This is a genomic window from Acinetobacter sp. Leaf130 (genome assembly GCF_001423205.1).
Classification (GTDB): Bacteria; Pseudomonadota; Gammaproteobacteria; order Pseudomonadales; family Moraxellaceae; genus Acinetobacter; species Acinetobacter calcoaceticus.
Window position 1 is genome coordinate 1,336,362 of sequence record NZ_LMOE01000001.1, and the last position, 26,107, is coordinate 1,362,468.

The window sequence follows — 26,107 nt, forward strand, 5'->3', positions numbered from 1 at the left end:
AATAATTTCGAAAAATAGAGGTTTCAAATGAAAGCAGCCTACATTAGCCGTTATGGCAACATTGATGACGTACAGCTCAATGAACAATCTCAACCACCACTGACAGCAGACGCTGTGCTTGTTAAAGTTCATGCTGCAAGTATTAACCCTCTCGACTTAAAAGTTTTAGAGGGTGAACTTAAAGCAATTCTGCCACTGAAGTTTCCTTTCATATTAGGCAATGATTTTGCAGGTACAGTCGTAGAAGTTGGATCGAACGTTACTCAGTTTAAAGCCGGGGATGAAGTCTATGCCAAGACAGATTTAAACGGTGCTTTTGCTGAATATACTGTGGTTCAACAGTCTTCACTTGCACTTAAACCTCAAAATCTTTCTATGGAGCAGGCGGCCTCTTTACCTTTAGTTACATTAACAGCATGGCAAGCTCTGGTTGAAATGGCAAAAGTTCAGGCCGGACAAAAAGTACTGATTCATGCAGGTTCAGGTGGTGTTGGCTCAATCGCAATTCAACTTGCTAAATCCTTAGGGGCTATTGTTGCAACTACAACAAGTGGTAAAAATGCTCATTGGGTTAGAGAGCTAGGCGCCGACATCATTGTTGACTATAAAACGACAGATTTTGAGCAAGAACTTAAAGACTATGACGTGGTTTTAGATACGCAAGGTGGAAAAGCCTTAGAGAAATCACTCAATGTACTTAAACGTGGTGGGCGACTTATCAGTCTTGCAGGTCCACCCGATCAAGCTACTACAGAAGCATTTAATCTGAACCGTTTTCTAAAATGTGTTATCCCGCTTCTAAGCTGGTCAATCCGACATAAAGCAAAAAAACGTGGCGCTACCTATTCATTTCTATTTATGCAGCCAAATGGTCAGCAGCTCTCAAAAATTTCCGAATTGGTCGAAGCTGGAAAAATTAAACCCGTAGTTGACCAAATCTATGACTTTATTCAAATTAAAGAAGCGCTCCAATATGTAAATACTGGACGAGCAAAAGGGAAAGTTGTTTTAAATAATATTGCTGAACTTTGAGCATTTATTTAAATAAAAAACACTACGAATGGTCAAATCATTAAAGATCTTAATTACCCGACCATTCGTAGTAGCTTTATAAAATCAAAGAGGTAAATGATTGATCCTCTCTAACTCACGAATTAATCCAGAATGATCAAGCTCGCCGTCTCCAGCTCCCACCATATTTTGAAATAATTGATTGACCAATACAGCAATAGGCAAATTCAATTCTAGTGATTTGGCATAGGTAAAGGATATTCCTTAAATACGTATAAAAAACCTCAACGAGATATTGAGGTTTTTTTATACATTTGCGATAGTTTTATCAGTTTTGCTGATCTTTTTGCCGCTGTATATCTTTCTGATCTTTCACGTTTTGTTGTCGCTGTTGATTTGGTATGTGGTGTTGGTATTGGTGTTTTTGTTGCTGTTGTTGATCCTGTTGGTTTTGCTCGAATTGTTGTTCTTGCAGTTTATTTTGGCGATCTTGATCACTCTCTTGTTGCCGGTGTAGATCACTTTTTTGATTAGCCATATTAATTGTCCATTCTTTAATATGATTCATTTTTAAATTTACATACTTATCATTATAAGGCTACCTACTTCATGTGACATTTTCTTTCATTGTAAATTTTATAATTGAAGATAAAAATATATGACTAATAAAGATGCATTTATTTAAATTTTCTAAAAATATAAATTACATTGACTACTTGATAAAACAAATTTTATTTTAGATTCATAGATTAAAATGCTTTTCTTTCACCCCAACCCCAACAAAAAATACTCAAGCAATCTCTCCCTTTCATCTGGTTTACTCGGGTCTAAAAGCTGAATCATCGCGCCATCAATCACAAACAAGAACATGTGCGCATCTTGTTTTGAAGCATTTGCGTTAGTTGTTAAAAGCAGATTATAAATTTCCTTGATCAACCAGTTTCGATAGTCAATTACGACCTGATACGCTTTTGGATGTGTTTTCGCAATTTCAAAAATAGCTTTAAACGGCAAATGATAAAGCCCTTCTAAATCGGCATGTAAAAAGTATATTTTCCTAAGTTTTTCAACTAGCGTTAAGTCTTTTTGAACATAAATAATTGAAAGTAATTCTTCTTTTAAACCATCTTTTTGAAAGGTCAGACTCATTTCAATAAGACGTTCTTTTGAGTGAAAATAATTATAAAACGTAGCTTTCGGGATTTTTGCTGCTTCAATAATTCGGTCTACCCCGACATTGTGAAAGCCATGTTTATTAAAAAGATATCTTGCAGAATGAAGCACACTTAAAGCACGAAATGGAAGATCTGAATGTGGCATAGTTTTACCGTTATAAAATAAATTTTTGTTGTATATAAATGAGATATAAAAAGCTTTGACCCTTTTAAGGGTAAAAAAAGGCATAGCAAAGCCATAAAGACTGTGCTTGGCACATCTCAAATTTTATTGTTGCTAAGTTTTAGACGTAATGATTTAAAGTTCGACAAGCCTAAAGGCCATCAAACTGCTTTAAAATGATTAAGTTGTGTCGATATAGCTTTTGGCAAAGGCTGCCAAGAAATAATGAATGTGCAAAGCCAACTCCTTTTTATTGGGAGTTCTGCCAAAACATTAAAATTATGGTGGCAGAACGGACCCACTCCCGTCCTACCGCTACGGGAGGGAACGAGGTGTGCACACAAGACTCTTCCTCAGAAGAAATAGTCCTGATGTGGTTCAAATATCGGTCCGTCAAAACCGACTGGCAATGTAGGCCAGCCCGCAAATGGTAATCTGCAATATTTAAGGTGTCAATGTGAAATTGGCTAGAAAATATTTAATTAATTATTGTTTTTCATTTAATTACATATTTAAGGAAAACCTTAAATGTAAGCTTAACAATATAAAATAAATCTATAATCTTTTTAAAATTCTGAGCTTATTGGCGTGTTCGTAAATTTAACCTCCTCTACAAAACATTTCTTGCACTCTAGCTATTTTTATGTATGATTGAGTAATCACTCAATTAATATATTTGTGTATGGCTCGTCCTCGTAGTGAAGATAAACGTAATGCAATTTTAAGTGCTGCTATTGAAACATTGGCAGAGCTTGGCGAACGTGCGTCTACCTCAAAAATTGCTAAAGTCGCTGGCGTGGCAGAAGGCACTTTATTTACCTATTTTAGTAGCAAAGAAGAGTTGCTTAATCAGCTCTATCTTTCACTGAAGGCTGAATTACGTCAGGTCATGATACTCAATTACCCTGCTCACTCCGATTTGCAAACACAAATGTCTCATATTTGGCAAAGCTATTTGGACTGGAGTTTAGAAGCTCCACTCAAACGCAAAGTAATGGCACAGCTTTCAACCTCTGAGCAAATTACCGAGCAAAGCAAACAAATTGGTATGCAAACCTTTTGCGATCTGACCCAAAATATTCAAGAACATATTAATGGTGGAACACTACGTGACTACCCACCGTTATTTATTGCTTCAATTTTGGGGGCACTTGCGGAAGTCACACTGAATTTTATTGCCCAAGACCCTTCTCAAACCGAGCGTTATCGCAAATCGGGTTTTGAAGCATTTTGGCATGCAGTTTCAATATAAATAAAAGATAAGGACCTACGGCGTCCTTATTTTTGAACCAATTAATGAGTGAGTAAATACTCATTTATATAGATATTAATAAGTACTCTTAAAGTTCTTATTTGCACATATAGGTTTATTCCACTAAAGGAAAAACAAGATGACTATTTCAAACACAACTGACTTGCCTTCTCCCTTAATGCCGTCACAGCAACACGATGGCAAATTTAGAAATACACGTCCGAACCAGCACAAGCCTTCTTTTGGTAAGTCACTTCAGTTGATGTGGAAGTTTCTATTTAACAAACCGAAAGACACAGTTCCAAATAAACAAATTCCAGTTTTAAGCTTGTCAAAAGAACAACTTCTTAGTGCACCTGACCGCTCTCTCTTTCGTCTGGGGCACTCGACCATATTGTTAAAATTGCGCGATGAGTTTTGGCTAACTGACCCTGTTTTTTCGGAGCGTGCATCACCTTTTCAATGGATTGGGCCAAAACGTTTTCACCAACCGCCAATCAGCATTGCCGAACTACCACCAATTAAAGGGGTGATTTTGTCGCATAACCACTATGACCACTTGGACTACCATGCAGTAATGCAACTTAAAGACAAAGTTGAGCATTTCATAACACCGCTTGGTGTGGGTGACGCTCTGATTAAATGGGGAGTTCCAGCAGAAAAAGTTCAACAACTCGACTGGTGGGACACCACACATATTGATGGTTTAGAACTGGTTGCCACCCCTGCTCATCATTTCTCGGGCCGAAGCTTGAGTGACAGTAATGCAACTTTATGGGCATCGTGGGTAATTATTGATAATGATCTACGTGTATTTTTTAGTGGTGACACGGGATATTTTGATGGCTTTAAAGAAATCGGACATCGTTATGGGCCCTTCGATCTTACAATGCTTGAAACTGGAGCTTATGACCCCGAATGGCCAGATGTACATATGCAGCCCGAACAAACTTTACAAGCACATATCGATTTAAAAGGACGTCATTTGTTACCTGTGCACAACGGTACTTTTGATTTAGCACTTCATGCTTGGGATGACCCATTTGAACGTATTGTCGGTTTAGCTAAAGAAAATGCGTTAGCGATTAGCACACCACAAATGGGTGAAGTACTCAATCTAAACGAGCCAAATGTCGAAAATTATTGGTGGCGTTCGTAAGTTTCAAGAAATTATTTGGAGAGTAAAAGAATGCTTTTGCTCTCCAATCTTTAAATTTTAACTTGTCTTATGTGCCTTCCAAGGAAACTTAATTGTGCACAAAACAAAAACCAGAAATAAAAATTGGGAAATATACATATAGTTGAGCAAGTCTCGCCCTACTTTTAATGTAATCCAAGTGTTGTGAATGACATCACTAAATATAATGAGAAAAGTTAGAATTAAGCCGATACGAGGTCTATAAAATAGAAGAATTGCTGCAAGTGGATCAAAAAACGTTAAAGATGTCCAATAAATACAGGTAAATAGTGGTGCATTGTTATAGTCCCAAAACAAACCGTGCATTAGAACTGTTTGTAAATGGTTGAGCCCTGCACCGATAAGACAAAGTGCATAAATACATCTAATAATAAATTCAGTTTTCAAAACAACTCTCTTATTCATTCATCATGCTATGTAAAAAATATTTTTATTCAGATAAAGCTATTCAATATTTTAATTGAAACAATATACATAAATATAATTTAAAAGACTCTATAAATAAATGATAAATGCCTATCCCCCTTTCCTCTATCTTACTTATAAGTTGTGAACCAACTCATTAAACATTTCTACGCTCAAGAGAATTAAATAAATTTTTTATAAATTATTAAAATCTTTTTTATTTATTAAAACTTAAATTATTCAAATAGATAAATTCATAATTAACACTTTAATAGAGCTTATTCAAAACTAGGACTAACTTTGTCCTAGTTTTATTGTTGACTAAAAACACAGACTACATTAGTCTGTGTTTGTAATTGATCAATTATGAAATTAAATGGCTTATATCACTAGTAGCGTCGAGTATGCGATTCACTGTCTTCTTTTTCTTGTGAACAATGAAGATAAACCTTTGAGTAGTAAGGATCTTGCTGAATTACAAGGAGTCTCTCCTAGTTTTATGGCTAAGATTTTTCCTAAACTTGAAAAGGCAGGTCTCGTTATTGCTCAAGAAGGTGTTCGTGGTGGGTATTTACTCGCTCGATCCGCTCATGAAATCAGTTTTTTAGATATCGTGAATGCAATCGAAGGTGAAAAACCCCTCTTTGAGTGCCAAGAAGTCCGTGGGAAATGTGCGGTCTTTAACAATGCCCCGCCAGATTGGGCAACCAGTGGTGTGTGTGCAGTGCATGCTGTGATGTTACAGGCCGAAAAAGCCATGCGAGATGCGCTAGGTGCTCATACACTTGGCGATATTGCAGACCGTTTTGGCCGTTATGCACCCGACGTATTTTTTAGTGATGTAAATGGCTGGATCAATGAACGCATCGAAGGAAGAACAGCAAAAATGCGGAAAAATAAAATATCGCGGGACACCCCCGACTAATGAGCTGATAGGGCCTCAAACCCTAAGCTAAAACTCCCCTAATCGTTTTAAACGCCTTCTCAGATTTTTCGGACAATCAGAGAAAGGATTCGCTCACCCTAAATTTGTGATGAGCTGGAATTTGTTGTCCGAAAAATCGATCAAAAGGATAATCAAATGAGTAAGCGTATTATTATTGCTGGTTCTGGCTTTGCTGGTTTATGGGCTGCACTTGCTGCACAAAGAGCAATTCACCTAGCTTCGCAAGAACAAAACATTGAAGTAGTAATGGTTTCCCCTAGCCCGAATGTTGGTATTCGCCCTCGTCTTTATGAAGCTGTACTAGAAAACATGAACCCTGATATTTCGGAGTTACTAGGTGTGGTTGGGGTTAAATATCTAGCAGGTTGGGTAAATCAAATTGATGTCGACCAACAGAGCATCGAAGTTTCAACTACCGATGGCAATAAACAAACCTTAAGCTATGACCGTTTTATTCTGGCAACTGGAAGTACCACGTTTATGCCTCCTATACCGGGCCTTACAGAATATGGCTTTAGCGTAAGTACTCTAGAAGATGCCGAAAAACTAGATCAACATCTTAAAAACTTAGCCAATAGACCTGCAAATGCAGCACGTAATACTGTGGTCGTTGCAGGTGGTGGTTTAACTGGGCTAGAAACTGTCACTGAAATGCCTGAACGTCTGCGTAGTATTTTAGGTGAAACTGATGTGCGTGTAGTTTTAGTAGACTCATCTACAGAAATTGGTGCGGCAATGGGAGACCAAGCTGCTACAGTTATTCGAGAAGCTCTTAGCGAGCTAGGTGTGGAAGGTAAAGCTGGCCTACGAGTTACGGCACTCGATGCATCAGGGGTAACACTTTCTAATGGCGAAAAAATTGAAACACAAACCGTGATCTGGACTGCGGGCATGCGTGCTAACTCGCTCACCTCTCAAATTGCTGGTGAAAAAGACAATTTAGGCCGTTTGATTGGGGATGCTTATTTACATGCACCTGAAGCAAAAAATGTTTTTGTGACGGGAGATACTGTAAAAGTTCCAACCGATAATTTAGGTAATTTTAACGTGATGTCTTGCCAACATGCCATGAGCCTAGGCCGTGTGGCGGGTTACAATGCTGCGGCAGAATTGGTTGATTTACCGTTACATGCATATAGTCAACCGAAGTATGTGACTTGTGTTGATTTAGGCCCTTGGGGTGCTCTTTATAGCGAAGGTTGGGACCGTCAGGTTCAATTTATTCGTGAAGAAGCCAAAAAAATTAAGCAGGAAATTAATACTGTCTGGATTTATCCACCTGCGGCAGACCGCGATGCTGTATTTGCGATAGCAAATCCTGATTTTGTTATTGTTCCTTAAAGTTAGCTTTTCAAAATAGACTAATCCCCAAAAGTTGTAAGTCATAACTGACTTCTCTTTTGGGGATTATTTTTAATATATAAAACCTACGTCTTTTCTAAAGCTTCTATAATTTCTAAAGCAGTTTTTTTAGCAGAAAATGGATTTTGGCCTGTAATTAAATTTCCGTCTTGAACCACATGTGGTGCAAATGGAATTAAAGCCTTTTCATAGTCTGCGCCATACTCTTTTGCTAACTCTTCGGCATTGTAAGGCACCTTTTTTGCTACCCCTGCCAAAATTTCTTCACTCCATGCAAAGCCAGTTAACTTCTTCCCTTCTATAAGCCGTTTACCATTGGAAAGCCTTACATTAAGTAAGCCACAGTACCCATGACAAACACTTGAAACAATACCGCCTTTTTCATAAATATTTTTGGTGATTTCTTGAAGTTCAGGGTTATCGAGAAAATCCCACATTACCCCATGACCACCCGTGTAATAGATCACGTCATAATCTTCCCAATGAATATCTGACGGTTTATGGGTGTTGGCAAGCAAGGTCATAAATGCCTGATCATCTTCTCTCGCTTTTACCGATTTATCAGCAACCAACGCACCCAGTGACTTTGGTTCAATAGGTGTTTTTCCGCCATTCGGACTCACAATATCCTGAATATATCCTTGTTTTTCAAACTCATCATAGGCGTGGGTAAGTTCACCTAACCATAGACCTGTGGGTTCATCTACATCTTTATAACGTGAAACATTGGTCACGACATGTAATATGCGTTTAGACATCTTTTCACCTCATTTTGATATTTATAATTCTGTTCATTGATTTATCAAAGCATAGAAACCTGTTACTGAAAGTGTGTGCTTAGTAAAGTTATGAACTAAAAAAAGAGGCATTCAGCATGCCTCTTTTCACAATCGGATGTTTTTATTTTTAATTATTCACGGATAAAGGCTAATAAATCGGCATTAATAATTTCATGATTCACGGTTAACATGCCATGAGAAAAACCTGGGTAGATTTTTAATTGGCTATTTTGAAGCAATTCTGCCGATTTCACCCCAGAAGTTTTATAAGGCACAACTTGGTCATCATCACCATGCAATACTAAAACAGGAATCGTGATTTTCTTTAAATCTTCGGTAAAGTCAGTCTGCGAGAACGCCACAATCCCATCGTAATGCGCTTTTGCTCCCCCCATCATTCCTTGACGCCACCAGTTGGCAATTATCCCATCAGATGGTTTCGCATCAGGTCGGTTAAAACCATAGAACGGCCCAGATGGAAGGTCTCGGTAAAATTGTGCACGGTTATTCAAAACCTGTTTTTGTAAGCCATCAAATACGTCTTTTGGTAAACCTTCGGGATTATTTTCAGTTTGAACCATCAATGGTGGTACTGCGCTGACAAGCACAGCTTTTGCAACATTTTCTTCGCCATGACGAGCGATATAGTGAACCACTTCGCCGCCGCCTGTTGAGTGACCAATATGAATTGCTTTTTTAATGTTGAGATGTTTAACCACCTCTGCAACATCGTCTGCATAGTGGTCCATATCATGACCATCCCACACCTGACTCGAACGACCATGTCCCCGTCTATCATGAGCTACAACACGATAACCTTGTCCCAAAAAGAAAAGTAGTTGTGTGTCCCAATCATCTGAACTTAAAGGCCAACCGTGATGAAAAAATAAAACTTGGGCATCTTGTGGTCCCCAATCTTTATAGAAAATGTCTACGCCATCTTTTGTGGTTACATATCCCATCTTTGTTCTCCTGCTGAAAATCTGCTTATAGGTTCGTTATTAAGGTTTGAATATTTATATCAAGCTTAAAGTTAACTTTAAGGCCAATCATATTAATTGTCTTTTAAAATAAAATTTATATGAAGACTCTAATTAACTTTGTATCTTTTTAATCTTTAATTGTTTTTATTTTATTTCTTTTTAATTTCAAAGATTTTACATACCAAAATTAAAGCCTTGAATTTCAAGTTAGCTTTAACCTTTTAGTTTCTAAAAAAGTTCAACTAAAAAACGATGGACCTTTAACAAAGTTGCTAAATGAATTAGGTGCCTCGACTAGATGTCGTTGAAGATGCTCAGTAGTATTAAATCTACCAGTTAAAATTTAGTAATTCGTTATTCAATAAGACTAGGAACAGATAAGGCCAACCCCTATCTGTTCCTAGATAATTTAAGCAACATTTTGATTCGCTTTTATCTCTTCTAATATTTTTATCAATTCAGTTAAGTTTTGATTTGGATCTAACCACCAATCGACTGTCCAAACCGATAAAACTTCCCAACCTAATCCATTTAAAACCGTTGGTCTAAGTTGATCTCGATCTCGTGCAGTAGCAGCTTTAGCATAGTTTTCACCATCTACAATAACACCTGCAATATAACTACCCGAATTCAGATCATCCTTAATAGCTAAATCTACACAGCTATCACCCTGTCCTATTCCAACATCCACACTCCAACCTTGTTCTTGTAGCTTAGTTTGTAGGTACTGTACGAACTCTTTTTTAGTCTGCTTTTTACTTTGATCAACATAATTTAAATGCAACTGACCACTGCGAGCAAAAACTAGGAAGTCTTTTAAATCTCTTACGCCCTCACTATTGGTGCGTGCCAAATTAATTTCTTCTGGACTCAAGGCAGAGAAAACATGTAAACCTTGACGGGCGCGAGTAATTGCTACATTTAGACGGCGCTGCCCCCCTTGGCGGTTAAGCGCACCAAAATTCATTGATAAACGACCATCTTGATCTTTTGCATAGGTAATGGAGAAAACGATAATATCGCGTTCATCTCCTTGCACATTTTCTAAATTCTTAACGAATAAAGGTTCAATGCCTGATTTACTGAGTGTCTCTAACTCAGGATGATTTGCTAGCTCATTATCCAACAAATCTTCAATCAACTTTTGCTGCGTCATATTGAAAGTCACAACACCTAGGGTCAAAGGATTCTCTTGTCCTACCTGTGACTGTAAATGCTGAATAATAAATTCAACAATTGCTTTAGCTTCATTCGTATTGGTACGCGTATCCCCTTTATCGTAAACACCCTCAACCATATGAAGTTTTACAGCGGTATCCTTAGCAACAGGTGCAGGGAAAGTAAATAAACCACCTTTGTAGTATTTCTGGTTACTAAACTGAATAAGACTTTCATAACGACTACGATAATGCCAGTTCAAAGCCAATTCAGGTAACTGAGCAGCAAGACATTCATCCAGAATACTTTCTAAATCTTCAGTGACTTCTTCATCAACCTCTTCTTCAGAATCTCCTTTACCAAAGAAGCTTGTTGGTGGCATTTGTTTATTATCACCCACCACAATTGACTGCTTACCTCTCGCTAATGCACCAATCGCATCCCATACTGGAATCTGTGATGCTTCATCGAAAATCACCACATCAAATTTTGCTTCAGTATCCAGATATTGAGCGACTGATAACGGACTCATTAATAAGCATGGCTTTAGCCCCACTAGTACGTCAGGAATCTGGCGCATTAATTCACGTACAGGAATATGACGACGTTTCTTGCCCAATTCTTTATTTAGAACAGTCCACTGTGCCTTATATTTATCTTGTTCACTAAAAATAGCATTCCAACGATGAATAATCTCATGGCTCGCAGCAAGCTGGTGTTCTCTATCCTGCTGTGCAAAAGTCTGGATTTTCTGTTCATGTTGCTGGCTATTGAATTGATTTAATTCTGGATGTTGACTAAATTGATGAGTAATCCAGTGTCTTGCTAAATTAATATTCAAGCTTTTTAAAGCAGCATCCAGTTCCAATCGGGTATTTAAAAGTTCAAAGGCGAAGGGTTTTAATCCTTGTTTAATCAACTGGCTCTTTATAGCTTGCCAATTTAACCAATGTCTCCAAGATGAACTGTGTTGCTGTAATTGCTTTTGTCTTTCAATAATTTCATTAAAATTAATATCTAGATATGGAGTAAGTTGGATATCGCCTTTCAGTCCATGATCATTCAACAATTGACTGAATGTATTTTCCACCTGAGCTATATTTTGTTTTATTTCATCCAAACTATTATTTTTACTAAACTCTACAGCTTTTAATAAAGTTGCTTGATCTGTAATTGTTGATGCAACGATTTGCTTAATTTCTTGCCACTGATTGTGAATAGTTTCAAAACTTTGCCATGCACTATCTTCACCCTGCCAGTAAGAACCCAATTTACTTGCCAACTGATTTTCACATTCAGTGAATTGTCGTTGTTGACTTTGGATATGTTGCAATATTGGCAAGTCATGAGCAACTGCCAAAGCTGTAGGACGTTGAGTTGAGTTTTGATAAGTTTTGACTAAGTTTCTCAGTTGGAATTTAGCGAACCATGAGAATGGGAAAATTTTTGATTCTGCTTCACGCCATTTAAAGGCAATTTGATTTAAATCTGCTTGATAAACTTGAGATTGGTATTGTCCAGCTAACGAAGAACGCTGCTGTTTTAAATCTTGGACTAACTGCTTCGCTTGTATAATCGTGTTTAAATCTAAATCTTTAATAACACTTAATAATTTTAAATCAGTTTGCTGAACAAGATCGGATAATGCCGTAAAAATAGAGACATCATGTTTAACCTGACTCAGATTTTGCTTTTCACCAAATCCATAGACTTCTTGCCAAATAGAAACTGAACTTTGCAAACGCTGTATCCGATCTACAAGTTGATCTTGCAATATTTGATATTGTTCTTGCCATGCTAGGCTCCAAATCGGCTCAGACAAACCTTCCGCAAAACCATTCAATACATCTTTAACATTTTCATTGACGAGCTGACGTAAACTTACAGCTTGTGTCACGCTCTCACTCAGTAGCTCACGTTTTTCTGCAGTTAACGTCGCAATATTGATATCAGGAAAACGTAAATGCGGTGTAGCCCGATAACGAAGTTCATCACTCATTGCGGCATACAAACTCCAGCCAATAGGGTGTGATGTATGGAGATTTTTTACATGTTGATTCAGCTCATCTCGTGTTTGAATTAATCTATCTGAAAGTTTCTGCCATTCTGTTGTTTTAGGTTGAGCACTTAAAAAGTAAGGATCATTATTTTTCTGTGCTCTTTCTCTCAGTTGATCCAGTACTTCCATTTTTTGAGATTTTGATGAGTGTAACTGCAAACACAATTCACTTAAGCCAATTTGTGTCAAACGGCGATAAACAACTTCTAAAGCAGCCATTTTTTCAGATACGAATAACACGGATTTACCATCCGCCAAACATTGAGAGATCATATTGGTAATGGTCTGTGACTTACCTGTACCAGGAGGACCTGACAACACAAAGGTACGTCCTAATGCTGCGGACATGACTGCAGCTAACTGCGAAGAGTCAGACGATAAAGGTGTAAATAATTGTTGTGGCTTATATTGTTGGTCTAATTGAGCAGGTTGAGGGAATTCATCTTGTTTAATAAAAGGTTCCCTTGGGGATTCAATTAGATGATTTACTACTGCTTGATTTTTCAGTTCATCCATCCGTGAAGACAAATCAAGCCACATTAAATATTTAGAGAATGAGAATTGACCAATAGCAGCCTCAGCTTTTACTTCCCATCCCGGTATATTTACAATCGCCTTTCGTACAATATGTAAAACCTGATTGACATCTACACCGGAGTCATCAGTTGGTAATGGATTCAAGCCAACAATATCAAGTTCAAAGTCTTGTCTTAATAGTTGTAATAGAGTGGAGTTAAAACGTGGTTCATCATCGTACATAAATAGACGATAGCCTGTTTTAGCCGTCTCACGCGTAATCTGTACAGGAATAAGTAGTAATGGGGCTTTAAAAGTACGTTTCGAGCGTTCTGACTCTTTCCACTCAAGAAAACCAACCGCAAGAAATAATGTATTAGCTCCGCCTTCCTCTAAAGCAGTACGCGAAGCCCGATAGACTTCAATCAGGCGCTTTTCTAATAAGGGTGTATCTAAAGGACTAAATAATAATTTTCTAGAAAGGCTTTCATCAACATACTGATAAATATGTTGGCTTTCATTTTCACGTTGGACATCTTTTAGCGAAATACTATCAATACTCTTAAATAAGAAACCTTCCTGATTTGCAAGCGCATCTTCAAGTTTGCTTAGTGTTAACTCAGAGCACTGTAAAGGAATACTGTAACGGTTATCTTTAAAATTTAAGAGTTTATTACGAAGACTTAAATCTAATAATCGACGTAACCAACGATCAACCCTTGTAGTTTTACTTTCAACAGGACGGTCAACATCGTAATTAGGAATAGATGCAGATGCCCATTCAATCTCTGTTTCATCTAGGTGATTCTTCTTTTCCAGATGTGCAGAAATGGGTTTAATACCACGCAATCGAGACTGACGAACATCAATTGCAAGATAAAATTTATTCTGACGAGATTCATCCTTAATATATTGTTTTGCCGTTTCAAGCGCGGAAGCAAATTTTGCTTGTTGTGTAAGTAGAGTCGTTTCTATAAAAACGATCTCCCCCAAATCATAACGTTTTCTTAATGCCTGAATATCATCAATAATTAAATCAACATTTGGGGTTTCAGTTAACCAAACACCTAGATAGGCATGTCCTTCTTCAATAATGATTAACGTATCAAGACCAATTTGTTCAGCCAAGGCACTTAACAACATTGTAGTATCTAAACAGCACGCCAGTTTTTCTTCAAAAATCTGTTTTGCTAAACGTATTCGTTGTCCCGATTTAACAAAACTTGCTGGACTCACAATGTAATGAATATCGTGTGGTAACAAAGAATCCCATAGTGCATTCAACTGAGATAGAACAGAATCCCGATCTCGTTCTAAATATCCACTTAATGAACCGAGTTGTTTTGTTTTTAAGATCTCACTCGCTTTAACTAAAATTGGACTGAGTGCTGAAGAATTAGGTTGTGAAAAACTCGCCAACAACTCAATTGGCTGACGTTCTCCACCCCAAGTATCAATAGTTAATACATCTATTTCTAACCGCTGTTCTGCCAGCACTTCTTCTTTTTCATTCAACCAGAGTACTTCAATACTCCCTTTCATATTTTCAGGTAGCTCTTGTAACATTTGAATATCAAAAGCTAATTTTGGTTTATCTAGAGCTAAGACTTGATCACTTTCTAAGCTTGAAATATGGATGGTATGTTCTTTGAAATATTCAGGATTAGAACGAATAATAATTCGAGAGTCAGAAATTGTTTCAGTAGAAGATATTAGAACTTGTCGGATTAGGGGCACTGAATTTTGTTGTAAAACGAAACTCAAAGCTGAAGCACAATCAACTTGTAATGAATATTCAGAATTAGTTTTTTGTTTATTGTCAACTTCTGACATTATTTACCCCTTATCAATTTTATTAGATCTAATTAAAGATGTGCTTAAAAACTAAAGGTACAATATTAAATGATTTATGTCTTATTTTAAAATTAAACAAACAGCAATATTAAATCTTTCTTGGCTGAGAAAAGTAAATTCTTAGTCTTACAGGAGATTGTTTTTAACTACGTTTGAAAGTTTACAGATACCTTTCAAGCGTAGTTAATCAGACCACTATTGATAAGTTTAACTTAAAAAACTTTTTTTACAGACACTGTAAATGTTGAGTCAATCGGATTTGAAATAGGTGCATCCGGTTCACCATTACTATACTTCTTATAGAACCCATTTCTATCCCAAGCTTTGGTATAGGCCACCCCCGTATTCCAGCCAGCGCCTAAATCCTTAATAAGCTCGACTTTCATATCTTGGAAATTAGCTTCCGAGAAATTTTTAATTCTTTCATAGCCATAATGGGCACCAAAAGTCCAAGTGTCATTTATTGGCTGTGTAAAAGTTAAATCCAGATATGTTGTTCCTCTTGAACGTTTACCCTCAGGGCCGCCCATCGTATTTGAGTTATAACCCGCATAATCTGGCGTGTAAGTAATAAAGTATTTAAGCGTTAAAGGTCCATAACCAATTTGAGGCACAATTTCGCCATAGTTATAACTAGTACTACCCGTTTCAGGCGTGCTTTCAGCTCCTGGATAGTAGTAATAAAAAACTGTCATGCCAGCCGAAAACTTATCGAAAGTTTTTATATAACCTGCATAAAAATCCCACTCAACCGAAGCATCTCTAAGATAGTTAGAACTCACATTCGATGCCCAAGTACCCACAAATAATCCATTTGGATTTGCATAATCTAAACCAATCTGTAAAGCTGGCTTACCCCATGTTTGTTGGAAACCACGTGATATATATTGACTTGCGAAAGTTACATTTGCACTGTATGGAGAAATTTGTTCTTGTTCATTTAATTGTTCAGCATGTACAACACCAGTAGACATAATGAGAGAAGCTAGTCCTAAAATTTTTCTCATTCAATAATTCCTTTTACATATTACCTATAGGTTTAAAGTTTTAAAATAACATGAAAATTCTATCTTAATCGTATTAAAAATTATAAATTCAAATTTCTAGACACTTGTTCTTCGCTATAGATCTCTTCAATACAATCTAAAATTTTAGGAATATACGAACTTTGATCCATGTTGCGCATAGATAGAGAAATCGGACTATAAGCTTCTAAGTCTAAGATATTTAAGTAAGTTAGATTCTTCATTCCAATGTCACAGGCACTTTCCGGAATAATACAAATACCCTCACCTGATGCCACTAATCCCAATGCCATATGAATTTCTCGGACTTCGGTGAGTTTGGCTGGAATTAAACCCAACTTGGTAAATAAAGCTTGAATGGTAGTCGAAAAATTTGGCTTAGGTGTCGTTGGGTAAGAAAAAATCGTCTCATTAATGATTTGAGATAAGTAAATTCCTGAATCTTGAAATTCACTTAATGGATGCTTTTTATGAATCGCGAGTTTTAATTTTTCTTTTCTGAGTAAAAGTCTCTTAATGGCAGGATCACTAATGGGTAATCGACCAAAACCTAAATCGATTTTTCCTAACTTTAAAGCCTCGACCTGATCTCGTGTTCCACATTCAATCAGTTCAACATGGATATCTGGATTTTTCTGCCTAAATAGATAAATGACCTGTGGTAAGCGTCCGTAAAGAAGTGAGCTGACATAGCCCACTTTGACAATGTTATCGACCAACTTCATTTTTTTAGCCATAGAAGCCGCTTGAGCAGTATGCGTTAAAATCTGCACAGCATGTTGGTAAAAAAACAGGCCTGCTTCTGTCGCTTTTAATGGACGAGAGCCCTTCACAAACAAATCAATCCCTAACTCTTCCTCTAGTTTTTTGATTTGACGTGTTAAAGGTGGCTGGGCAATAAAAAGCTTTTCTGCGGCTTTAGTCAGACTTTGTTCTTCAACAACGGTAACAAAATAACGTAGATGTCTTAATTCCATTAATATACCTTTTTAGTATCTTAAAATACCGTTCTATATCTATTTTAGGCTATTACATTCTTCTATGGTATGTAAACAAGTTCGTAATAGTTGAAACTTCATGTATAGAACCATAGAAACCATACTTGTGGATATTCCAACTATCCGTCCTCACCAGCTGTCTGTGACTACAATGCGTACTCAGACTTTGGTGCTCGTTAAAATTACGACCACGGATGGTATTGTAGGTTGGGGTGAAGCGACCACCATTGGTGGACTGAACTATGGTGAAGAAAGTCCTGAAAGTGTCAAAGCCAATATTGATACTTACTTTGCACCATTACTCGCATCAGTTAAAGATTTAAATGTGGCTCAAACACTAAAACTGATTCGTAAAAATATTAATGGTAACCGTTTCGCGAAATGTGCCATTCAGACCGCTCTACTTGATATTCAGGCAAAACGTTTAGGCGTGCCGTTAAGTGAAGTTTTAGGTGGCCGTCTGCGTAATAGTTTACCTGTACTTTGGACGCTCGCGTCTGGCGACACAGAAAAAGATATTACTGAAGCTCGAAAAATGATTGAGTTGAAACGTCATAACACGTTCAAACTCAAAATCGGTGCACGCCCTTTGCAACACGATGTTGATCATGTGATTGCAATTAAAAAAGCACTAGGCGCAGATATTAGTGTACGTGTCGATGTAAATCGTGCATGGTCAGAGCTGGAATGTATTCAAGGTATTCAACAGCTGCAAGATGGCGGAATTGATTTAATTGAACAGCCCTGTGCTATTCAAAATACTGAAGCACTTGCTCGTTTAACACATCGTTTTGATGTGGCAATCATGGCGGATGAAGCTTTAACTGGGCCAGACAGCGCATACCGTATTGCAAAAAGCCATGGGGCTGACGTATTTGCGGTAAAAATTGAACAATCTGGTGGTCTGATCGAAGCATGTGAAGTGGCCAAGGTTGCAGGTTTGGCTGGAATCGATCTTTATGGCGGCACTATGCTTGAAGGCCCTGTAGGTAGCATTGCTTCTGCTCATGCATTTGCAACCTTTGAAACATTAGCGTTTGGTACTGAATTATTTGGTCCGTTATTACTTACCGAAGAAATTTTGAAGGAACCACTACGTTACGAAAACTTTGAATTGCACTTGCCAACAGCTCCGGGTTTAGGCATTGAAATTGATGAAGATAAAGTTGAGAAGTTACGTCGTTAAGGCAACAGGATAAGGAGTTTCCCATGTTATTTCATGTACGTATGGATGTGCATATTCCACTTGATATGCCAGCCGACAAAGCAAATGAAATTAAGGCCGTTGAAAAGGCTTATTCGCAAGATCTGCAACGTCAAGGTAAATGGCGTCACATCTGGCGAGTTACAGGCCAGTATTCAAACATCAGTATTTTTGATGTAGAGAGCAATGAAGAGTTGCACAATATTTTACAGGGATTACCGCTTTATCCTTACATGAACATCGAAGTGATGGCACTTAATCGTCACCCTTCATCTGTTCGTGATGATGATTCGTAAACCAGAAGATTTTTTTAAATGTGATCTCTGAAGTCCATTTAAAAACCAAGCAGATTATTCAGAAGGTAACAAGGAACGTGGCGGCACTTATTCGCTAGCAAAACAAAATGCCCGCAGCGCTGCCACCCAAAACCGTATTGCATACTTAAGGAGTTTTAGTATGAACCGTCAACAAATTGATGCGCTTGTAAAACAAATGAATGTCGACACAGCTAAAGGCGAAGTTGATGCACGTGTTCAGCAAATTGTAGTGCGCCTTCTTGGGGATTTATTTCAAGCCATCGAAGATTTAGACATCCAACCTTCAGAAGTATGGAAAGGTTTGGAATATTTCACAGACGCTGGTCAAGCAAACGAACTTGGTCTTTTGGCGGCTGGCTTAGGTCTAGAGCACTATCTTGATTTACGTGCAGATGAAGCAGATGCAAAAGCTGGTGTTAGTGGTGGCACACCTCGTACCATCGAAGGTCCACTTTACGTAGCTGGCGCGCCTGAATCAGTTGGTTTTGCACGTATGGATGATGGTACTGAATCTGGCAAAATCGATACCTTAATTATTGAAGGTACGGTAACCGATACTGATGGCAATATCATTGAAAATGCTAAAGTTGAAGTATGGCATGCCAATAGTTTAGGTAACTATTCATTCTTTGATAAGTCTCAATCTGACTTTAACTTACGCCGTAGTATTTTGACTGATGCTGATGGTAAATATGTTGCGCTAACGACTATGCCTGTTGGTTATGGTTGCCCTCCAGAAGGTACAACTCAAGCCCTTCTTAACAAATTAGGCCGTCATGGTAACCGTCCATCTCACGTTCACTACTTCGTTTCTGCGCCAGGTTTCCGCAAGCTGACTACTCAATTCAACATTGAGGGTGATGAGTACTTATGGGATGACTTTGCCTTCGCTACTCGTGACGGTTTAGTTGCAACAGCAGTTGATGTAACTGACCCTGCTGAAATTCAACGCCGTGGTTTAGATCACGCTTTCAAACACATCACATTTAACATCGAACTTGTGAAAGATGCCGCTGCTGCACCTTCAACTGAAGTTGAACGTCGTCGCGCTAGCGCTTAATTGAAAGTGTATGTGAGTTAAAAGTTCACTTTTGACTCACAAAATTTATTCCATTTATTACTACCCTTAAGAATTTAGATAAATTTTTAGCGGTAGTAATACATCACGTTACCTCATGCTCTAAGGTTTCTCACATGATTGACAAAAGTAAGTCCTCACTTAGCGAGGTTCTATCGCAGATTAAAGATGGTGCAACCATCCTGATTGGTGGTTTTGGTACCGCAGGACAACCCGCTGAACTCATTGACGGTCTTATTGAACTCGGTGTTAAAGGCCTGACTATTGTTAGCAACAATGCCGGTAATGGCGATTACGGTCTGGCTAAGCTACTTAAAGCCGGTTCAGTTAAAAAAGTGATTTGTTCTTTCCCACGTCAGTCAGATTCTTATGTGTTTGATGAGCTGTACCGTGCCGGAAAAGTAGAGCTTGAAGTAGTACCCCAAGGTAATCTGGCGTGCCGTATTCAGGCAGCAGGTATGGGATTAGGCGCTGTATTTACCCCAACAGGCTTTGGAACGCTTTTAGCTGAAGGCAAAGAAACCCGTGAGATTGATGGTAAAGACTACGTACTCGAATATCCAATTAAAGCTGACTTTGCCTTAATTAAAGCCCACAAGGGCGACCGCTGGGGCAATCTGGTTTACCGTAAATCTGCACGTAACTTTGGCCCAATTATGGCTATGGCGGCTGATGTCACTATTGTTCAAGTCTCTGAGGTAGTTGAGCTAGGTGGATTAGATCCAGAGCACATTATTACCCCAGGTATTTTTGTACAGCATGTTGTACAAGTAGCGCCCGCACAATAAGCAATAAGGAGAAATAACATGAGCTACCAAAAACTCAGCCGTGACCAGATTGCAAAACGTGTGGCACAAGACATTCCAGATGGTGCATATGTGAACTTGGGTATTGGCTTACCCACCAAGATCGCAAGCTATTTACCTAATGACAAAGATATTTTCCTTCATTCTGAAAATGGTTTATTGGCTTTTGGGCCACCACCAGCGGCAGGTGAAGAAGACCCTGAACTGATTAATGCGGGTAAAGAATTTGTGACCATGCTTGAAGGTGGCAGCTTTTTCCATCATGGCGACTCATTTGCCATGATGCGTGGTGGTCACCTTGATATTGCAGTGCTTGGCGCATTTCAGGTTGCAGCGAATGGTGACTTGGCCAACTGGCATACCGGTGCACCGGATGCGATTCCTGCGGTGGGTGGTGCAATGGACTTAGCTGTGGGTGCTAAAAAGGTATTTATCACCACAGATCATGTGACCAAGCAAGGTGAACCGAAGATTGTCGCTGAGTTGAGCTATCCGGTTACGGGCAAGCACTGTGTGGACCGTATTTACACCGACCTTTGTGTGATTGATGTGACCAAAGATGGTTTGAAAGTGATTGAGAAAGTGGAAGGTCTTAGCTTTGAAGAGTTGCAAGCTTTAACAGGTGCAACTTTGATTGATGCAACGGTTTAAGTTTTTAAAAATATATTCACTATCGTGACAGGCGACATGGATGTCGCCCGTTGGACAGGGAGGCAAGGAAGCCTCCTCTGTTCAACAAAGGTTTTTGTTACTTTTGACCTTTCAAAAGTAAGGTATCGCTTATACACCAGACCTACGTATATCACGGTAAATTACAGCTGTGATGTCATTCGTTGATATGAAAATTTATAGATCATCACGACGGAGTCCTACCTGTTTAAGTCAGATACCACTAGCTAATTCATGTCACTTTTTTAAAAAAGTAACCAAAAACCTTTGTTACTCAGACACAACATCCCTGTTGTGCTGAGCAACGAGGCGACATCCATGTCGCCACCGCGAAATACCTACGGAGAATGGCTCAAAGGCCCGAAGTAAAGGACAAAAGTTAGAATGAAAAACGCTTATATCATCGATGCCATCCGTACTCCATTCGGTCGTTACGCCGGTGGTCTTGCTCCTGTTCGTACCGATGACCTTGGCGCTGTGCCGATTAAAGCACTCATGCAGCGTAACCCGAATGTAGATTGGGAACAGGTCGATGATGTGATCTATGGCTGTGCCAACCAAGCCGGTGAAGACAACCGCAATGTTGGTCGTATGTCAGCACTTCTAGCTGGTTTACCGTATCAGGTTCCAGCGACCACTATTAACCGTTTATGTGGTTCATCACTCGATGCGATTGCCATTGCTGCCCGTGCGATTAAAGCAGGTGAAGCGAACTTGGTGATTGCAGGTGGTGTAGAAAGCATGAGCCGCGCACCTTATGTGATGGGTAAGTCAGACAGTGCTTTTGGTCGTAGCCAGAAGATTGAAGACACCACCATGGGCTGGCGTTTCATTAACCCAAAACTTAAAGAATTATATGGTGTTGACACCATGCCTCAGACTGCCGAAAACGTCGCTGAACAATTCAACGTAAATCGTGCAGATCAGGACCAGTTTGCCTTGGTTAGCCAACAACGCACCGCAAGCGCGCAAGCCAAAGGCTTTTTTTCTAAAGAAATCGTGGCAATTGAAGTCCCTCAGCGTAAGGGTGATGCTGTTGTGATTGATACCGATGAACATCCACGTGCATCGACCACACTTGAAGGTTTAAGCAAGCTTAAACCAGTTGTTAAAGCAGATGGTAGTGTGACTGCGGGTAATGCTTCAGGCATTAACGATGGTGCAGCCGCATTGCTTATTGCTTCTGATGATGCAGTTCAAGCTTATAACCTCAAACCGCGTGCCAAGATCATTGCTTCAACAGCAGTCGGTGTAGAACCACGTATTATGGGTTTTGCTCCGGCACCTGCAATCAAAAAGCTTCTTAAACAAGCCAACCTGACTTTAGAGCAGATGGATGTCATTGAGTTAAATGAAGCCTTTGCTGCACAGGCTTTGGCAGTGACCCGTGATTTAGGTTTGCCAGATGATTCTGACAAGGTCAATCCAAACGGTGGTGCAATTGCATTGGGTCATCCGCTTGGTGCGTCAGGTGCACGCCTAGTGACTACAGCCTTAAACCAGCTTGAGCAAACAGGCGGACGCTATGCCTTATGTTCAATGTGTATTGGTGTGGGTCAAGGGATCGCTTTAATTATTGAACGTGTTGAAGCACTTTAAGGAGAAACAAATGCCATCTTTTCAATCTGCCGATGCACAAATTAACTATCAAACCTTTGGTGAGTCATCTTCCCCTGCTTTGGTGTTTTCCAATTCTTTGGGCACCAACTATGGCATGTGGCAAAAACAGTTTAACGAGTTAAAAGATCAATTTTTTGTGATCTGCTATGACACACGTGGTCACGGTTCATCATCTACACCTGACGGCCCATACACTGTAGAGCAATTAGGTCAAGATGTTGTCCGTTTACTCGTCCATCTGAATATTAGCAAAGCTGCTTTTTGTGGTATTTCAATGGGCGGTTTAACGGGTCAATGGCTTGCAATTCACTACCCTGACCGTTTTAGTCATGTAGTTGTAGCAAATACTGCTGCTAAAATTGGGCAAGAACAGGCATGGCTTGACCGTGCAAAATTAGTACGTGAGCAAGGTTTACAACCGATCGCAGCCACAGCAGCTTCGCGATGGTTTACAGATCCCTTTATCCAAAGTCACGCTTCAATTGTCAACAACCTGTGTAACGACTTAAGTGCTGGCAGCGCAATGGGTTATGCCAATTGTTGTGAGGCTTTGGCTAAAGCGGATGTCCGTGAGCAGTTAAAAGACATCAAAGTTCCAGTATTAGTGATTACTGGAACTCAAGACCCAGTAACGACTGTTGCAGATGGTGAATTTATGCAGCAACGCATTCCGCAATCAAAACTTGCAGAAATAGATGCCTCTCATATTTCGAATGTAGAGCAGCCAGAAGCTTTTAATAAAATCTTAAAAGATTTTTTAGTGAGCTAATTTAGTTTTTATAAACTTCATTCATTTCTAAAAAGGCCAATCATGGCCTTTTTTTATTAACTCAAAATAAAAATCTAAATAACTTGTTCGAGAAGGTATAAATATATACCTCAAATGTAATGGAAAATTACATGGATAAATAACAGTATTTTAAATTCATGAACAGGGCTTGTTCATCAGTGAAGTGAATCTAAGAAAATTCTTAAATCGTTCACTTTTTCATCACAATGAAAGTAAGGATATCTAAATTGAACATACCTATGCTGAACTCTCAGCTTTACCCTACACATCCTTTAATTAAATATGGAACATTACTTTTAGGTGCGCTTTTAGCGGGTTGTAATTCTTCATCAAGTTTAGACCCAACGCCAACACAAAAGCAGATCACGATTAAGCGCGATAACTTTGGTACGCCCCATGTATATGCAAATGATACCTATGGACTTTTCTACGGTTATGGATATTCGGTAGCGACCGATCGATTATTCCAGATGGAAATGTCAAAACGTACAGGACGAGGTACTGTTGCTGAGGTGCTCGGACCCGACTATCTTCAATTTGATATTGCTACACATAGCCGTTTTGACCCAGAAAATATTAAACAGCAACTTGCTGCGCTCTCACCGGAAGACCGAGCAATTTTTGAAGGTTATGCCGCAGGTTTTAATAAACGGGTTAAAGAAGTTTTAGCTGATCCAGCTCTTATGCCTAAAGAGTTCACAGATCATGGTTTTAAGCCCTCTACGTGGCAAACAGAAGATATTGCTATGGTTTGGGTGGGCTTAATTTTAAATCGCTTCTTTTCGGCAAGTTCTGAAGTCTCAAATTTAGATTTACTCACACAACTACAAAAAGAAAAAGGCCAAGAAGAAGGTCTTAAAATCTATCAACAATTACGCTGGCTAGATGACCCAAGCGCTCCGACCATTATTCAATCTGCACAAAAACCACGGTTAGTAGTGCGCCAACAGCAAATAATTAAAAACATTAGCCCCATCTCAAATAAGGCAGCAAAAACCTATTTAGCTCAAGCTCGCATTGCTTTAGGTAAAAGTGTGGTAGATGGTGTACCGACTGCAAGTAATGCTTGGGTTTTAAAAGGCGATAAGACTATTGAAGGTCAAGCAGTTTTATATAATGGCCCCCAACAAGGATGGTATACACCAGCAATCACCTATAGCATTGGTTTACATGGTGCTGGCTATAATTTGACTGGCATTACTCCCGTTGGATTACCTGCAATTTTATTTGGAACCAATGGAAAAATAGCATGGGGCTCTACCGTTGGTTCGCTCGATACTAACGATATTTACCAACTCACTTTAAATCCGAGCGATTCAAAAGAATATTTATATAAAGGGACTTATATTCCATTCGAGCACAAACAAATAAAAATAAAAGTTAAGAATCAAGCTGACCATGTTTTAGATATTTATAAGAGCAAACAAGGTTTTGTAAGTACATGGGATGAAAATAACCATACGGCGTATGCACAAAAACGTAGCTGGGAAGGCGTTGAAATTGAAACTTTATTAGGATGGGCGAATGCCGCGAAGGCCACTAATTGGGATGAGTTTCTTAATCAAGCCAAACGTGTCGCTGCATCTATAACTTGGTTCTACGCCGATACTAAAGATAATATTGGTGTTGCTGCTTTAGGCCGCTTACCTATTCGCTCTGAAAACCAGCATATTCAGCTTCCTGCTAAAGGCGATGGTTCAATGGAGTGGCAAGGTTTTTATGACTTCTCACATAACCCTAAAGAATACAATCCGCAAAAAGGATATGTTACAAGCTGGAATAATAAGGCATATGCTGGCTTACGCTCAGATTCATCAAACTTTTCTTATGTTGATCGGGTCAATGAACTGCTTGAACCTCTAGAAAGTAAACCTAAACTGAGTCAGCAAGAAATTTGGGAAATTAATAAAACGGCAGCATGGTCTGATTTAAATGCCCGCTATTTTGTGCCTTATATGATTCAAGCTGCACAGAGTCCTAAAGCTTCTCCATTAGCAAAAAAAATAGCTCCTTTACTTGCCAATTGGGACCTTAAATTAAGTCCAGATAGCGAAGCAAAATATTATCAAGGTGCAGCACCAGCAATTACACGTGTATGGCTCAATCAAATGATTGAACTGGTACTCAAACCTAACCTTTCAGAGAATATTTATAAGCGTTATACCGATATGCTTTATCCGGTAAATAATGATCCACGAAGCGCACAACCTGCAAGTGCATCGAAATTAATTTGGAATGCACTGCAAGGAAAACAAGCAAGCGTTCCTCAACAGGTTGATTTCTTAAAAGGACAAACACCAGATGAGGTTGTGCTAAAAGCTTTAGAAAACGCGCTTAATGAACTTTCAAAACAATATCACTCTACCGACTCGAATGATTGGAAAATTCCGGTAGCAACGATGGGCTTTTCTAGCAAAAATTCGGTAGGTATTCCATGGGCTGACCCATCACATCAACAACAGCTCAGCACTTATGGAAATACGGGAAGTGCAACCTTCAGAGTGGTTTTAAATCCAAATCAAGTCACTATGTGTTCAATTTTAGCTCCTGGACAAAGTGGCTTTATCAATCAAAATGGAAAACCTGATGCTCACTTTGCTGATCAGCTTCCTTTATTTGAAAGTTATAAATGTAAAGAGGATGCCGTTAGCCAAAAGCAAATCGACCAATCAACTCAACAAAGCATAACTTTAAACTATTAATTTTTTGCCCAACTTATTTTTTAAAGATAGAGGTTTG

21 protein-coding genes and 2 pseudogenes are annotated in these 26,107 nt (G+C 38.8%); 14 read left to right on the forward strand and 9 right to left on the reverse strand.

Going from position 1 to position 26,107, the window contains the following annotated elements:
- The first annotated feature begins 27 nt into the window (after window positions 1-27).
- Window positions 28-1,032, forward strand: a complete 1,005-nt coding sequence (locus ASF86_RS05790) for an NADP-dependent oxidoreductase (RefSeq protein WP_056480375.1) — start codon at window positions 28-30, stop codon at window positions 1,030-1,032.
- Window positions 1,033-1,116: 84 nt separating this feature from the next.
- Here ASF86_RS05790 and ASF86_RS19090 read toward each other — a convergent pair.
- From ASF86_RS19090 to ASF86_RS05800, 3 genes and pseudogenes are all read right to left on the reverse strand, one after another.
- Window positions 1,117-1,263: pseudogene (locus ASF86_RS19090) on the reverse strand (NAD(P)-dependent oxidoreductase); the annotation flags it as partial.
- A 76-nt stretch (window positions 1,264-1,339) separates the two neighbouring features.
- Window positions 1,340-1,549, reverse strand: a complete 210-nt coding sequence (locus ASF86_RS05795; protein WP_056481764.1) for a hypothetical protein — start codon at window positions 1,547-1,549, stop codon at window positions 1,340-1,342.
- A 227-nt stretch (window positions 1,550-1,776) separates the two neighbouring features.
- On the reverse strand, window positions 1,777-2,331 hold the full coding sequence (locus tag ASF86_RS05800) for a TetR/AcrR family transcriptional regulator (RefSeq protein ID WP_056480379.1): 555 nt from the start codon (window positions 2,329-2,331) through the stop codon (window positions 1,777-1,779).
- Window positions 2,332-3,031: 700 nt separating this feature from the next.
- On the opposite strand from ASF86_RS05800, the gene ASF86_RS05805 reads away from it, so the two are divergent.
- Together ASF86_RS05805 and ASF86_RS05810 are read left to right on the forward strand one after the other, a co-directional pair.
- The gene (locus ASF86_RS05805; protein WP_005040257.1) at window positions 3,032-3,601 is read left to right on the forward strand and encodes a TetR/AcrR family transcriptional regulator; all 570 of its coding nucleotides are present in this window, start codon (window positions 3,032-3,034) and stop codon (window positions 3,599-3,601) included.
- A 139-nt stretch (window positions 3,602-3,740) separates the two neighbouring features.
- Window positions 3,741-4,760: an MBL fold metallo-hydrolase gene (locus ASF86_RS05810; protein WP_045431627.1), complete on the forward strand. Its 1,020-nt coding sequence runs from the start codon at window positions 3,741-3,743 to the stop codon at window positions 4,758-4,760.
- A 57-nt stretch (window positions 4,761-4,817) separates the two neighbouring features.
- Here ASF86_RS05810 and ASF86_RS05815 read toward each other — a convergent pair whose 3' ends face one another.
- Window positions 4,818-5,186: a hypothetical protein gene (locus ASF86_RS05815; protein ID WP_081407639.1), complete on the reverse strand. Its 369-nt coding sequence runs from the start codon at window positions 5,184-5,186 to the stop codon at window positions 4,818-4,820.
- A gap of 394 nt (window positions 5,187-5,580) precedes the next feature.
- Here ASF86_RS05815 and ASF86_RS05820 point away from each other — a divergent pair, with 394 nt between their 5' ends.
- Both ASF86_RS05820 and ASF86_RS05825 read left to right on the forward strand, forming a co-directional pair.
- Window positions 5,581-6,129: an RrF2 family transcriptional regulator gene (locus ASF86_RS05820; protein ID WP_056480385.1), complete on the forward strand. Its 549-nt coding sequence runs from the start codon at window positions 5,581-5,583 to the stop codon at window positions 6,127-6,129.
- Window positions 6,130-6,285: 156 nt separating this feature from the next.
- The gene (locus tag ASF86_RS05825) at window positions 6,286-7,491 is read left to right on the forward strand and encodes an NAD(P)/FAD-dependent oxidoreductase (protein WP_056480388.1); all 1,206 of its coding nucleotides are present in this window, start codon (window positions 6,286-6,288) and stop codon (window positions 7,489-7,491) included.
- 86 nt (window positions 7,492-7,577) lie between these two features.
- On the opposite strand, the gene ASF86_RS05830 is transcribed toward ASF86_RS05825, so the two are convergent.
- The gene (locus tag ASF86_RS05830; protein WP_056480391.1) at window positions 7,578-8,270 is read right to left on the reverse strand and encodes a type 1 glutamine amidotransferase domain-containing protein; all 693 of its coding nucleotides are present in this window, start codon (window positions 8,268-8,270) and stop codon (window positions 7,578-7,580) included.
- A 152-nt stretch (window positions 8,271-8,422) separates the two neighbouring features.
- Window positions 8,423-9,253, reverse strand: a complete 831-nt coding sequence (locus tag ASF86_RS05835; RefSeq protein WP_017389886.1) for an alpha/beta fold hydrolase — start codon at window positions 9,251-9,253, stop codon at window positions 8,423-8,425.
- 242 nt (window positions 9,254-9,495) lie between these two features.
- Between ASF86_RS05835 and ASF86_RS20240 the strand changes: the two are divergent.
- Window positions 9,496-9,621 (forward strand): annotated as a pseudogene (locus ASF86_RS20240) (acetoacetate decarboxylase); the annotation flags it as partial.
- 62 nt (window positions 9,622-9,683) lie between these two features.
- Here the strand turns inward: ASF86_RS20240 and ASF86_RS05840 are convergent.
- From ASF86_RS05840 to ASF86_RS05850, 3 genes are all read right to left on the reverse strand, one after another.
- Window positions 9,684-14,840: a DUF4011 domain-containing protein gene (locus ASF86_RS05840; protein WP_056480394.1), complete on the reverse strand. Its 5,157-nt coding sequence runs from the start codon at window positions 14,838-14,840 to the stop codon at window positions 9,684-9,686.
- A gap of 233 nt (window positions 14,841-15,073) precedes the next feature.
- Window positions 15,074-15,868 (reverse strand): TorF family putative porin, encoded by a 795-nt coding sequence (locus tag ASF86_RS05845; RefSeq protein ID WP_003651948.1) that lies wholly within the window; start codon window positions 15,866-15,868, stop codon window positions 15,074-15,076.
- An 80-nt stretch (window positions 15,869-15,948) separates the two neighbouring features.
- Window positions 15,949-16,863, reverse strand: a complete 915-nt coding sequence (locus ASF86_RS05850; RefSeq protein ID WP_056480397.1) for a LysR family transcriptional regulator — start codon at window positions 16,861-16,863, stop codon at window positions 15,949-15,951.
- Between the two features lie 100 nt (window positions 16,864-16,963).
- On the opposite strand from ASF86_RS05850, the gene ASF86_RS05855 reads away from it, so the two are divergent.
- From ASF86_RS05855 to ASF86_RS05890, 8 genes are all read left to right on the forward strand, one after another.
- The gene (locus ASF86_RS05855) at window positions 16,964-18,070 is read left to right on the forward strand and encodes a muconate/chloromuconate family cycloisomerase (RefSeq protein ID WP_056480400.1); all 1,107 of its coding nucleotides are present in this window, start codon (window positions 16,964-16,966) and stop codon (window positions 18,068-18,070) included.
- A 23-nt stretch (window positions 18,071-18,093) separates the two neighbouring features.
- Entirely contained in the window at window positions 18,094-18,384 is a 291-nt protein-coding gene (catC, locus tag ASF86_RS05860) for a muconolactone Delta-isomerase (protein ID WP_003651954.1), read from the forward strand.
- Between the two features lie 160 nt (window positions 18,385-18,544).
- Entirely contained in the window at window positions 18,545-19,465 is a 921-nt protein-coding gene (catA, locus tag ASF86_RS05865) for a catechol 1,2-dioxygenase (protein WP_056480403.1), read from the forward strand.
- A 134-nt stretch (window positions 19,466-19,599) separates the two neighbouring features.
- On the forward strand, window positions 19,600-20,271 hold the full coding sequence (locus tag ASF86_RS05870; protein WP_056480410.1) for a 3-oxoacid CoA-transferase subunit A: 672 nt from the start codon (window positions 19,600-19,602) through the stop codon (window positions 20,269-20,271).
- A gap of 18 nt (window positions 20,272-20,289) precedes the next feature.
- Window positions 20,290-20,940, forward strand: a complete 651-nt coding sequence (locus ASF86_RS05875) for a 3-oxoacid CoA-transferase subunit B (protein WP_056480411.1) — start codon at window positions 20,290-20,292, stop codon at window positions 20,938-20,940.
- Window positions 20,941-21,342: 402 nt separating this feature from the next.
- Window positions 21,343-22,557 carry a 3-oxoadipyl-CoA thiolase gene (gene pcaF, locus ASF86_RS05880; RefSeq protein ID WP_056480413.1) on the forward strand — a complete coding sequence of 405 codons (1,215 nt, stop codon included), beginning with the start codon at window positions 21,343-21,345 and terminating at the stop codon, window positions 22,555-22,557.
- A 10-nt stretch (window positions 22,558-22,567) separates the two neighbouring features.
- Window positions 22,568-23,347, forward strand: coding sequence for a 3-oxoadipate enol-lactonase (gene pcaD / locus ASF86_RS05885; RefSeq protein ID WP_056480414.1), 780 nt, complete (start codon window positions 22,568-22,570; stop codon window positions 23,345-23,347).
- 260 nt (window positions 23,348-23,607) lie between these two features.
- Entirely contained in the window at window positions 23,608-26,070 is a 2,463-nt protein-coding gene (locus tag ASF86_RS05890) for a penicillin acylase family protein (protein WP_056480415.1), read from the forward strand.
- The last annotated feature ends 37 nt before the right edge of the window (window positions 26,071-26,107 follow it).

Coding starts and splice junctions, on each gene's coding strand:
- pcaD (WP_056480414.1), top strand. CDS start 22,568: ATGCCATCTTTTCAATCTGCCGATGCACAAATTAACTATCAAACCTTT.
- ASF86_RS05845 (WP_003651948.1), bottom strand. CDS start 15,868: ATGAGAAAAATTTTAGGACTAGCTTCTCTCATTATGTCTACTGGTGTT.
- ASF86_RS05890 (WP_056480415.1), top strand. CDS start 23,608: ATGCTGAACTCTCAGCTTTACCCTACACATCCTTTAATTAAATATGGA.
- ASF86_RS05825 (WP_056480388.1), top strand. CDS start 6,286: ATGAGTAAGCGTATTATTATTGCTGGTTCTGGCTTTGCTGGTTTATGG.
- ASF86_RS05810 (WP_045431627.1), top strand. CDS start 3,741: ATGACTATTTCAAACACAACTGACTTGCCTTCTCCCTTAATGCCGTCA.
- catC (WP_003651954.1), top strand. CDS start 18,094: ATGTTATTTCATGTACGTATGGATGTGCATATTCCACTTGATATGCCA.
- ASF86_RS05840 (WP_056480394.1), bottom strand. CDS start 14,840: ATGTCAGAAGTTGACAATAAACAAAAAACTAATTCTGAATATTCATTA.
- catA (WP_056480403.1), top strand. CDS start 18,545: ATGAACCGTCAACAAATTGATGCGCTTGTAAAACAAATGAATGTCGAC.
- ASF86_RS05830 (WP_056480391.1), bottom strand. CDS start 8,270: ATGTCTAAACGCATATTACATGTCGTGACCAATGTTTCACGTTATAAA.
- ASF86_RS05800 (WP_056480379.1), bottom strand. CDS start 2,331: ATGCCACATTCAGATCTTCCATTTCGTGCTTTAAGTGTGCTTCATTCT.
- ASF86_RS05835 (WP_017389886.1), bottom strand. CDS start 9,253: ATGGGATATGTAACCACAAAAGATGGCGTAGACATTTTCTATAAAGAT.
- ASF86_RS05870 (WP_056480410.1), top strand. CDS start 19,600: ATGATTGACAAAAGTAAGTCCTCACTTAGCGAGGTTCTATCGCAGATT.
- ASF86_RS05855 (WP_056480400.1), top strand. CDS start 16,964: ATGTATAGAACCATAGAAACCATACTTGTGGATATTCCAACTATCCGT.
- pcaF (WP_056480413.1), top strand. CDS start 21,343: ATGAAAAACGCTTATATCATCGATGCCATCCGTACTCCATTCGGTCGT.
- ASF86_RS05805 (WP_005040257.1), top strand. CDS start 3,032: ATGGCTCGTCCTCGTAGTGAAGATAAACGTAATGCAATTTTAAGTGCT.
- ASF86_RS05875 (WP_056480411.1), top strand. CDS start 20,290: ATGAGCTACCAAAAACTCAGCCGTGACCAGATTGCAAAACGTGTGGCA.
- ASF86_RS05850 (WP_056480397.1), bottom strand. CDS start 16,863: ATGGAATTAAGACATCTACGTTATTTTGTTACCGTTGTTGAAGAACAA.
- ASF86_RS05820 (WP_056480385.1), top strand. CDS start 5,581: ATGGCTTATATCACTAGTAGCGTCGAGTATGCGATTCACTGTCTTCTT.
- ASF86_RS05790 (WP_056480375.1), top strand. CDS start 28: ATGAAAGCAGCCTACATTAGCCGTTATGGCAACATTGATGACGTACAG.
- ASF86_RS05795 (WP_056481764.1), bottom strand. CDS start 1,549: ATGGCTAATCAAAAAAGTGATCTACACCGGCAACAAGAGAGTGATCAA.